At 64.5% G+C, this 9,658-nt stretch carries 12 protein-coding genes, 1 pseudogene and 1 riboswitch; of the genes and pseudogenes, 10 read left to right on the plus strand and 3 right to left on the minus strand.

All coding sequences use genetic code 11. The annotated features are described in order from the left end of the window. Positions 1 to 26 precede the first annotated feature (26 nt). The 3 genes from HMPREF2581_RS21520 (at position 27) to groL (ending at position 2,677) form a co-directional block, all read left to right on the plus strand. Entirely contained in the window at positions 27 to 494 is a 468-nt protein-coding gene (locus tag HMPREF2581_RS21520) for an FxsA family protein (RefSeq protein WP_003094066.1), read from the plus strand. 195 nt (positions 495 to 689) lie between these two features. Beyond that, a complete protein-coding gene (locus HMPREF2581_RS21525) occupies positions 690 to 983 on the plus strand; it encodes a co-chaperone GroES (RefSeq protein ID WP_003094064.1) in 294 nt (97 codons plus the stop codon). Between the two features lie 50 nt (positions 984 to 1,033). After that, the gene (gene groL / locus HMPREF2581_RS21530; RefSeq protein ID WP_003094059.1) at positions 1,034 to 2,677 is read left to right on the plus strand and encodes a chaperonin GroEL; all 1,644 of its coding nucleotides are present in this window, start codon (positions 1,034 to 1,036) and stop codon (positions 2,675 to 2,677) included. A 56-nt stretch (positions 2,678 to 2,733) separates the two neighbouring features. Here groL and HMPREF2581_RS21535 read toward each other — a convergent pair whose 3' ends face one another. Beyond that, positions 2,734 to 3,420 (minus strand): ParB-like protein, encoded by a 687-nt coding sequence (locus tag HMPREF2581_RS21535; protein ID WP_003094054.1) that lies wholly within the window; start codon positions 3,418 to 3,420, stop codon positions 2,734 to 2,736. 102 nt (positions 3,421 to 3,522) lie between these two features. Then, positions 3,523 to 3,585, plus strand: a riboswitch (Fluoride riboswitch). A 64-nt stretch (positions 3,586 to 3,649) separates the two neighbouring features. Here HMPREF2581_RS21535 and crcB point away from each other — a divergent pair. Both crcB and HMPREF2581_RS21545 read left to right on the plus strand, forming a co-directional pair. Beyond that, positions 3,650 to 4,033, plus strand: a complete 384-nt coding sequence (gene crcB, locus HMPREF2581_RS21540; protein ID WP_003141258.1) for a fluoride efflux transporter CrcB — start codon at positions 3,650 to 3,652, stop codon at positions 4,031 to 4,033. 19 nt (positions 4,034 to 4,052) lie between these two features. Next, positions 4,053 to 4,382, plus strand: a complete 330-nt coding sequence (locus HMPREF2581_RS21545; RefSeq protein WP_003094048.1) for a DUF190 domain-containing protein — start codon at positions 4,053 to 4,055, stop codon at positions 4,380 to 4,382. Here the strand turns inward: HMPREF2581_RS21545 and HMPREF2581_RS21550 are convergent. Continuing rightward, complete coding sequence (locus HMPREF2581_RS21550; RefSeq protein WP_003110730.1) at positions 4,325 to 5,119, minus strand: phosphatase PAP2 family protein; 795 nt, start codon at positions 5,117 to 5,119, stop codon at positions 4,325 to 4,327. The genes HMPREF2581_RS21545 and HMPREF2581_RS21550 overlap by 58 nt on opposite strands. A 216-nt stretch (positions 5,120 to 5,335) precedes the next feature. Here HMPREF2581_RS21550 and HMPREF2581_RS21555 point away from each other — a divergent pair, with 216 nt between their 5' ends. The 5 genes from HMPREF2581_RS21555 (at position 5,336) to HMPREF2581_RS21575 (ending at position 8,998) form a co-directional block, all read left to right on the plus strand. Continuing rightward, positions 5,336 to 6,019: a response regulator transcription factor gene (locus tag HMPREF2581_RS21555; protein ID WP_003094039.1), complete on the plus strand. Its 684-nt coding sequence runs from the start codon at positions 5,336 to 5,338 to the stop codon at positions 6,017 to 6,019. Further along, positions 6,009 to 7,289: a sensor histidine kinase gene (locus tag HMPREF2581_RS21560; RefSeq protein ID WP_003094037.1), complete on the plus strand. Its 1,281-nt coding sequence runs from the start codon at positions 6,009 to 6,011 to the stop codon at positions 7,287 to 7,289. The genes HMPREF2581_RS21555 and HMPREF2581_RS21560 overlap by 11 nt, the downstream gene beginning before the upstream one ends. A 79-nt stretch (positions 7,290 to 7,368) precedes the next feature. After that, positions 7,369 to 8,052, plus strand: a complete 684-nt coding sequence (locus tag HMPREF2581_RS21565; protein WP_003094031.1) for a class I SAM-dependent methyltransferase — start codon at positions 7,369 to 7,371, stop codon at positions 8,050 to 8,052. 2 nt (positions 8,053 to 8,054) lie between these two features. After that, positions 8,055 to 8,759 (plus strand): lipopolysaccharide kinase InaA family protein, encoded by a 705-nt coding sequence (locus HMPREF2581_RS21570; RefSeq protein WP_003094029.1) that lies wholly within the window; start codon positions 8,055 to 8,057, stop codon positions 8,757 to 8,759. Beyond that, entirely contained in the window at positions 8,756 to 8,998 is a 243-nt protein-coding gene (locus tag HMPREF2581_RS21575) for a hypothetical protein (RefSeq protein WP_003102660.1), read from the plus strand. The genes HMPREF2581_RS21570 and HMPREF2581_RS21575 overlap by 4 nt, the downstream gene beginning before the upstream one ends. A 124-nt stretch (positions 8,999 to 9,122) precedes the next feature. Here the strand turns inward: HMPREF2581_RS21575 and HMPREF2581_RS21580 are convergent. After that, positions 9,123 to 9,658 (minus strand): annotated as a pseudogene (locus HMPREF2581_RS21580) (nicotinate phosphoribosyltransferase); the annotation flags it as partial.

A 9,658-nucleotide genomic window follows, 5' to 3' on the forward strand; every position in this document is an offset into this window, starting at 1 on the left:
AAACGGGCCCCGCCAAGGACTCTGAAATGCGCGCTTTCCTCTTTCTGCTGTTGCTCTTCCCGCTGGTCGAGCTGGCCGTCCTGATCAAGGTCGGCAGTGTCATCGGGGTCGGCTGGACCCTGTTCCTGATCGTCGCCAGCGCCTTCATCGGTGCCGCATTGTTGCGCGTGGCCGGTGTGGCCACCGCCTGGCGCGCCCGCGAACGACTGGCCCGTGGCGAACTGCCGGAGCAGGAAATGCTCGAAGGCCTGTTGATCGCCGTCGGCGGCGGCCTGCTGATGCTGCCGGGTTTCATCAGCGACATCTTCGGCATCCTCTGCCTGATTCCTTTCACCCGTCGCCTGATGCTCGGCGGCCTGCGCCGCCGCGTCGAACAGCAGGCGCTGCGCCGGCGCGCCTTTGCCGACGACCTGAACGCCCGCTACGGACAGGGTCCGTCGCGGCCGAACGTCATCGAGGGCGAGTACGAGCGCCGCGACGATTCGCGCAACTGAAAAAAATTTTCACTGCATGCCCTTGAAATGGCTTGTGGCGACCTTATGTAACGGTCACCGCAAGGTCCCTGCCACAAGGGCAGGCTGTCTTACGCGGCTCGCGCGTCGAGTCGCAACCCGGCAACGCCGGCTTCAACAAAACCCGCCGGACTTCGATCCGGCCGTTGGAAACCACTGTTTGGGAGAGTTACGACTATGAAGCTTCGTCCTCTGCATGATCGCGTCGTTATCCGTCGCAGCGAGGAAGAGACCAAGACCGCAGGCGGCATCGTGCTGCCGGGTTCCGCCGCCGAGAAGCCGAACCGCGGTGAAGTGGTAGCCGTAGGTACCGGTCGTGTACTGGACAACGGCGAAGTGCGCGCTCTGGCAGTGAAGGTGGGCGACAAGGTGGTCTTCGGGCCTTACTCCGGCAGCAACGCCATCAAGGTCGATGGCGAGGAACTGCTGGTGATGGGCGAGTCCGAAATCCTCGCCGTCCTGGAAGACTGATCGGTCTCACCACTCCGTTTTCACCGAATTCGATTTAGAGGAAAGAGAACATGGCTGCCAAAGAAGTTAAGTTCGGCGATTCCGCTCGCAAGAAAATGCTGGTCGGCGTGAACGTGCTGGCCGATGCCGTCAAGGCCACCCTCGGCCCGAAAGGCCGCAACGTGGTTCTGGACAAGTCGTTCGGCGCTCCGACCATCACCAAGGATGGCGTTTCCGTCGCCAAGGAAATCGAGCTGAAAGACAAGTTCGAGAACATGGGCGCGCAACTGGTGAAAGACGTTGCCTCCAAGGCCAACGATGCTGCCGGTGACGGCACCACCACCGCGACCGTCCTGGCCCAGGCCATCGTCAACGAAGGCCTGAAGGCCGTTGCCGCCGGCATGAACCCGATGGACCTGAAGCGTGGCATCGACAAGGCCACCGTGGCCATCGTCGCCCAGCTGAAAGAGCTGGCCAAGCCCTGCGCCGACACCAAGGCCATCGCCCAGGTAGGCACCATCTCCGCCAACTCCGACGAGTCCATCGGCCAGATCATTGCCGAAGCCATGGAAAAAGTCGGTAAAGAAGGCGTGATCACCGTCGAGGAAGGCTCGGGCCTGGAAAACGAACTGTCCGTCGTCGAAGGCATGCAGTTCGATCGCGGCTACCTGTCCCCCTACTTCGTGAACAAGCCGGACACCATGGCTGCCGAGCTGGATAGCCCGCTGCTGCTGCTGGTCGACAAGAAGATCTCCAACATCCGCGAAATGCTGCCGGTGCTGGAAGCCGTCGCCAAGGCCGGCCGTCCGCTGCTGATCGTCGCCGAGGACGTCGAGGGCGAAGCCCTGGCCACCCTGGTGGTGAACAACATGCGTGGCATCGTCAAGGTCGCGGCCGTCAAGGCTCCGGGCTTCGGCGACCGCCGCAAGGCCATGCTGCAGGACATCGCCATCCTCACCGGCGGTACCGTGATCAGCGAAGAAGTCGGCCTGAGCCTGGAAGGCGCTACCCTGGAGCACCTGGGCAACGCCAAGCGCGTCGTGATCAACAAGGAAAACACCACCATCATCGATGGCGCCGGTGTGCAGGCTGATATCGAAGCCCGCGTCCTGCAGATCCGCAAGCAGATCGAGGAAACCACTTCCGACTACGACCGCGAGAAGCTGCAAGAGCGCCTGGCCAAGCTGGCCGGCGGTGTTGCCGTGATCAAGGTAGGCGCTGCCACCGAAGTCGAGATGAAAGAGAAGAAAGCCCGCGTCGAAGACGCCCTGCACGCTACCCGTGCGGCGGTGGAAGAGGGCGTGGTTCCCGGCGGCGGCGTAGCCCTGGTTCGTGCCCTGCAAGCCATCGAAGGCCTGAAGGGTGACAACGAGGAGCAGAACGTCGGTATCGCCCTGCTGCGTCGCGCCGTCGAATCGCCGCTGCGCCAGATCGTGGCCAACGCCGGCGACGAGCCGAGCGTAGTGGTCGACAAGGTCAAGCAGGGTTCCGGCAACTACGGCTTCAACGCTGCTACCGGCGTGTACGGCGACATGATCGAGATGGGCATCCTGGACCCGGCCAAGGTCACTCGTTCCGCTCTGCAGGCTGCGGCCTCCATCGGCGGTCTGATGATCACCACCGAAGCCATGGTTGCCGAGATCGTGGAAGACAAGCCGGCCATGGGCGGCATGCCTGACATGGGCGGCATGGGCGGCATGGGCGGCATGATGTAAGCCGACCGGCCCCTGTGGTTGGAAAAGCCCCGCTTCGGCGGGGCTTTTTTTATTCCTCAGCGCGGGCAGTCCTGGCGGTAGCCCGGCAGCTCCTTTGCCGCCGGTTCGCAGGCCAGGCGCAGCGCCTGCTTCAGGTCGTCGGGCAGAGTGGCGCGGCTGATCGGCCGCCAGTGCATGCGTTCGCCGAAATAGCGCGCCCAGTGGAATTCGATGAAATAGCTCTGCCGATCCTTGTCGAAGGCGTTCTCGTCCTCGGCGTAGCCGGCCAGGGCGCGGTAGGGATCGTCGCCAAGCCCGGCGAGAGCGTCCGGCAGCGCCTCGGGCGGGATCTCCGCGCCACGCGCATCGTGCAGCCAGACCCAGTGGTTTTCCTGCATCTTCTTCCAGAAGTCGGTGGCCTGGGGTAGTCGGCCGATCACCTTCACCGGTACGCCCTGTTTCGGGTCCAGGCGCCAGAGCGCGCTACTCAGGTGATGGCGATCGGTGAGGTAGAAGCGGCCGCCGGGGCCGATCACCACCGGAATCTCCTTCTTGCGCAAGTAGCGCTCGAGAGCCTTGGGCTTCTTCCCGGCGAGCTTGGCCTGGTCATCCTCGACCTGCAGCAGGCCGACATTCTGCTGGGTCGGGTGGAGAGCCGCGAGCGGCAGCTCGCACCAGCTACCGACAGAGGTTTGCGGCGAGCAATCCTCGGCCTGGGCGGTGGCGGACAGGAACAGGCAGCAAAGCAGCAGGGCTGGGCGCATGGGGGACTCCGGCGAAGGAAGGGGAAAGGTTCCCTAGACTGGCACGCTTCGGGCGATCCGGCGTACTCCGGCCTTTGATAGGTGCCTCGCTTTGTGCCAATCTTGCCGACAGGAGATGGCATTCCTCCTTCAACCGCCCCTGGGGCTGATGATGCCTACGCATGAACCTGGAAAGGCGCGTAGGCGCTCGCCTGCCGCCTGTCCGAATCGCTCCTACAAGGACAGGACTATGTGGAAATCCATTCTCGCCATCGCCCTCGGCGCCGCCCTGGGGGCGTTGCTGCGCTGGTTCCTCGGGCTCAAGCTGAACAGCCTGCTGTCCAGCATTCCCCCCGGCACGCTGCTGGCCAACCTGGTCGGCGGCTATGTCATCGGTGCGGCGATTGCCTATTTCGCCCAGGCGCCGGGCATCGCTCCGGAATGGCGGCTACTGATCATCACCGGGTTCTGCGGCGGCCTGACCACTTTCTCCACCTTTTCCGCCGAGGTCGTCAGCCTGCTTCAGGAGGGCCGCCTGGGCTGGGCCGCCGGGGCCATCGCGACGCACGTCAGCGGCTCGTTGCTGATGACTCTGCTGGGGTTGTTCTCGATGAACTGGATGCTGGGCAAATAGCGTAGCGGGAGGACCGACCATGCAAGGCTATCAACTGACCTTCATCACCCAGCAGGGGCGCTGCCACCAGGGCCAGCCGATCTGCGACTGGCTGCTGCAAGAGGCGCGCCGCCTGGGCGTGCGCGGTGCCACCGCGTTGGCTGCCAGCGAAGGCTTCGGCCAGAGCGGCCGGCTGCATTCGATGCATTTCTTCGAGCTGGCCGACCAGCCGCAGGAAATCCTCATGGCGGTCGATCCCGAGCAGGCAGAACGGCTGTTCGAGTCGATCCGCCAGGCCGGCGTGCGGCTGTTCTACATGAAGGTGCCCATCGAGTTCGGCGTGCTGGGAGCGGACGAACCGTCTCCCTGAACGCGGTTTTCGTCGGCGCCGCCGTTGCGCTGTCCTCGCTTCTCCGGTCGGTAGAGCATCAGGCGGTACAGGCCGAGGCAGATCAGCCAGTCGAACAGCATCGTCCACAGGTTGTGCGAGAGGAAGTGCGCACCTTGCAGCATGCGCGACAGCGACAGCAGGCAGCCCATGGCGAAGGCGAAGGCCAGGGCGTAGCGCGCCAGCCGGGGCTTGCGGTCGCGCAGGGCGAAGAACAGTGCGAACAGGACGAATCCGGACGATGCGTGCCCGCCCGGCCAGCAGCGTCCGGGGTGCTCGGTCGGCGGCCGCGGGCTGAGCAGCGAACTGTAGGTTTCCTCGCCGCCGAACTGCGCCAGGCTCCAGGGGCACTGCACGGCGGTGAGCGCCTTGAGCGGAGTGACTATGCTGGCTGCAAGGCTCATGGCGAGGAACACATAGGCCAGCGGCTTGCTCAGTGCGCGCCATGGCCGGTGGAACAGTCCGGCGATGGAGACCAGCAGGCCGAGGACGCTGATGGCGATCACCAGTTGCTTGACCCGGTCGTGCAGGATGTTCTCCAGGAACCAGCTGTGCCGGCCGATGAAGCCGGCGCCCGGGTCGTACATCAGGTTGGCCAGGGCGAGGTCGAGGGTCACCGGCTCGAAGGCCAGCAGCAGTGCCGCCAGGCCCAGCGGCAGGGCGAGGAACAGCCAGGGGTTGAATGGACGGGAAGGGGAATGGACGGCGGCCTGGGTCATGCGATCTCCAACGCTGGCGTTGACGTTCTCTTGACTTCGACGCTGGTTAAATCCACCGCCGGGGTTCGTGCGCATCCGCAAAGCCGCTATGATCGGCGGCCATGGAAGACGCCATGCAGTCTCTGGTGGCGAGCGTAGAGCCGGTGTGAATCGCCGGTGAAGAATCCGTAAATGCGCGAGAGGCGCTCGATCGGTCTTCCTGCGAAGGAGTGGGACATGCGAATACTGGTGGTCGAAGACAACCGCGACATCCTGGCCAACCTGGCCGATTACCTGTCGCTCAAGGGCTATACCGTGGATTGCGCGCAGGACGGGCTGTCCGGCCTGCACCTGGCGGCCACCGAGCACTACGACCTGATCGTGCTCGACGTGATGCTGCCGGGAATCGACGGCTATGCCCTGTGCCGGCGCCTGCGCGAAGACGCACGGCGCGACACCCCGGTGATCATGCTCACCGCCCGCGACCAGTTGGACGACCGCCTGCAGGGGTTTCGTTCCGGCGCCGACGATTATCTGGTCAAGCCCTTCGCCCTTTCCGAACTTTCCGCACGCATCGAGGCGGTGCTGCGTCGCGCCCAGGGTGGCGGCCGCCGCGAGCTGAGCGTGGCCGATCTGAGCTATGACCTGGACACCCTGGAGGTCAAGCGCGCGGGCAAGTCGCTCAAGCTCAACCCGATCGGCCTCAAGCTGCTCGCCGTGCTGATGCAGAAGAGCCCCCATGTGGTGCGCCGGGATGCCCTGGAAGAAGCGGTCTGGGGCGACGACTGCCCGGACAGCGACAGCCTGCGCAGCCACGTCCATCAACTCCGTCAGGTGATCGACAAGCCATTCTCCGTGGCCTTGCTGCATACGGTGCATGGCGTTGGCTACCGCCTGGCGGAGGAGCCGAATGGAGTATAAGCAGAGCCTCGCCCGCCGGATCGTCATCGCCTTCATGTTGATGACGGTCGCTGTGGGAGGACTGTTCTCCGCCGGCATCGTCGGCGTGGTCCACATCATCGAGGAGCGCCTGATTTCCCGCGACCTGGGCGGCGAACTGGAGCGCATCCTGCGCGACGACCTGGCCCAGGGACGCAACCCGGTGCTCGATCCCGGCATGCGCTTCTTCATCAGCGACGGCCAGGGCTCCTACGCCATGCCGCCGGCGCTGGACCAACTGGATGTCGGTTTCCACGAAGTGTTCGAGGGCGACTTGTCGTTCCATGCGCTGGTGCGCGACATCGATGGTCGCCGCTTCGTCCTGCTGCAGGACCAGAGCGATTTCGAAGCGCGCGAGCAGGTGCTCTACGCCTCGGTGCTGACCGGCTACGTGCTGAGCATCGCCCTGGCCGGCCTGCTTGGCTGGATGCTCGCGCGCAAGGTGATGGAGCCGGTGGTGCGCCTGGCGCGCCAGGTGCGGCATCGCGAACAGTTGCTCGGTCTGGCGCCGCCGTTGGCGCCGGACTACGCCAACGACGAGGTCGGCGAGCTGGCCGCTTCCTTCGACGAGACCCTTGGCCGCCTGCGCGACGCGCTCAAGCGCGAGCAATTGTTCACCAGCGACGTCAGTCATGAGTTGCGTACGCCGTTGATGGTCATCGCCACCTCGTGCGAACTGCTGGCCGAAGAACCCAGCCTCGGCCCGCGCGCCCGTGGCCAACTGGAGCGGATGACCAAGGCCACCGAGGAGATGCGCGACCTGGTGCAAACCTTCCTGTTGCTGGCGCGTGCGCAGAAGGGCGAGGAAAGCCTGGCGCCCCACGGTAGCCTGGAGAGCATCGCCGACGACCTGGTCCAGGTCTGGCGCGAACAGGTCGAGGCGCGAGGACTGACCCTGCACTACCGCAACGAAGGTGCCTGCGCCGGCCAGTTCAACGCGCCACTGCTGCGCGCGGTGATGGGCAACCTGTTACGCAACGCGACCCACTACACCGATGCCGGGAGCATCACGCTGACCCTCGACGAGCATGGTTTCAGCGTCGAGGACACCGGGGCGGGCGTCCCGGAAGAACAACGCGAACGCATCTTCATGCCCTTCGTTCGCGGCAGTTCCAGCTCCGGGCGCGGCGAAGGCCTTGGCCTCGGGCTCTCGCTGGTGAAGCGGATCTGCGCGGCCGAGGGCTGGAGCGTAACCCTCAGCGCGGTGGAGCCGCACGGCTGCCGGTTCGAAGTTTTACTCGATGTTGCTTGACGAAAAATTCACCACCCCTTGACCCGAGCTTGACGGCTGGATTCATACCGTTCGTCTCATGAATCCTGGAGTTCCCGTCATGAACAATCCGCCTGTCGACCTCGACTTTTCTCACAAGTATGATCGCGAGCATGCTGAGGCCTACCTGAAGAAGCATCAGGACGGCCTCGCCCGGAAACTTTCCCACCGGCGCGACGTCCAACTCGCCCGGCACGCGCTGAAGCTCGCGGGGCAGCCCAACCTGGTGCTCGACCTGCCCTGCGGCGCCGGACGCTTCTGGCCGCTGCTGGCGGAAAAGGACAACCGGGTGATCATCGGCGCCGACAATTCCGCGGACATGCTGGCGGTCGCCTGCGCCGGTCAGCCGGACGGTGTGGTGAAACGGGTACGGCCCTTGCAGACTTCCGCTTTCGCCATCGACCTGCCGGACAGCTCGGTGGACAATATCTTCTGCATGCGGCTGCTCCACCACATCGGCGAGGCGGACGATCGACGCGTCTTGCTCCGCGAGTTTCACCGGGTCACGCGGGACAGCGTGATTCTTTCCCTCTGGGTCGATGGCAATTTCAAGGCCTGGAAGCGTAGGCGCATGGAGGCACGGCGGGTAGCGAACGGGGAACAGACCGGCTACCAGAACCGCTTCGTGTTACCAGCCGAAACGGTCGAGCGCGAGTTCCGCGACGCCGGCTTCGTCGTCCAGAAGCATCTCGATTTCATCCCGCTGTATCACATGTGGCGGGTCTATATCTTGCGAAAGGAATAACGATGGCTCCCGATCTGGCATCCCTGCAACGTATCTCCGGCGACTCCGCCATCGACCAGTGGTTGCAGGTACCCGGCAGCTGGGTCGAGGAGCCCAACGAGCGCCGCGGCGGGGCCAGCGGCGTGCAGCGGGTGTACACCGGCGATGGACGGCTGCTCTATCGCAAGCAGCAGACCGGCCACGTCTACCGCGACTGGCAGCGCCCTTTCGGCTATCCCACCGCCATGCGCGAGCGCGATGCGCTACGGGCCTTCGAGTCGCTTGGTATTCGCGTGCCGCGCCTGGTCTATTCCGGCTGCCGCAAGGTCGACGGACAATGGCAGGCGCTGCTGGTGACCGAAGCCCTGGAGGGTTTCTCCAGCCTCGACGAGTGCTATGCGCGCGGTGACCAGGACCGCTGGGGCGAAGCGAAGCACCAAAGAATTCTGCAACAAATCGGCGCTACCATTGCCCGGATGAATCTCGCCCACTGGCAGCACGGTTGTCTCTATCCGAAGCACATCTTCGTCCGCGTCGAGGGCGAGGCCATCGAAGTAGCGCTGATCGACCTGGAGAAGAGCCGCCGCCGCCTTACGGTGAACAAGGCGTCCCAGCACGACCTGAAGCAGTTGAAGCGCCGTTCGTCGTGGACTGGCGCGCAGTGGCAAGCCTTCATCTATGGTTACCAGACGGCGTTTGGCAGCGCCATCAAAGGGTTGCAGACATGAAATTAGAAATCACTCGAGGTTTGTTGCTGGTCGGCGCTCTCGCCGTGGCTACAGCCGCGGCTGCCGCCTGGCACGAACCCGCGCCGAACGTGGTGCAGATGAGCGGCGGTCATGAGTACTGCCCGACACCTTCGGCGCTCAAGGCCGAGCGGCCGACGCGCCAGGAGGTCCAGCCGAACAAGGACATCCTGCTGCTGATGTTCGGTCTTTCCCAGGGGGGAGCCAGCCTGTCGCGCTGAGTCTCCTTGTCGAAAAAGCCCCGCCTTGGCGGGGCTTTTTCATGGGCGATGAGATCGTCGGAGGCATGGGCCGAATAAGGACCAGGCCTCATGCGCCACCTTGCCGCAGCGCGCCAGGCTTGCTCTAGGCGACCTGGAACACGTGCTTGAGGTAGTGGATGAAGTCAGGGTCCCGGCATTGCGCCTTGCCGGGCGTATCGGAGATCTTCGCCACCGGATGGCCGTTGCAGGCGCTCATCTTCACCACGATGTTCATCGGCTCGACGCCCGGCAGGTCGCAGGTGAAATGCGTACCTATGCCGAAGCTGACGTTGATCCGGCCCTGCAACGCGCGATAGATCTTCAGGGCCCGCGGCAGGTCGAGGCCGTCGGAGAACACCAGGGTCTTGGTCAGCGGGTCGATGCCCAGCTTGAGGTAGTGGGCGATGGTCTTTTCCGCCCACAGCAACGGGTCGCCCGAGTCGTGGCGGAGGCCGTCGAAGAGCTTGGCGAAATAGAGGTCGAAGTCGCGCAGGAAGGCATCGGTGGTGATGCAGTCGGTCAGCGCGATGCCGAGCAGCCCACGGTATTCGCGGACCCAGCAGTCCAACGCGGCACTCTGGCTGTCGATCAGGCGCGGACCGAGCTGCTGGTGGGCCATCAGCCATTCGTGGGCCATGG

Source organism: Pseudomonas sp. HMSC057H01 (genome assembly GCF_001836405.1).
In the GTDB taxonomy this organism is placed as follows: Bacteria; Pseudomonadota; Gammaproteobacteria; order Pseudomonadales; family Pseudomonadaceae; genus Pseudomonas; species Pseudomonas aeruginosa.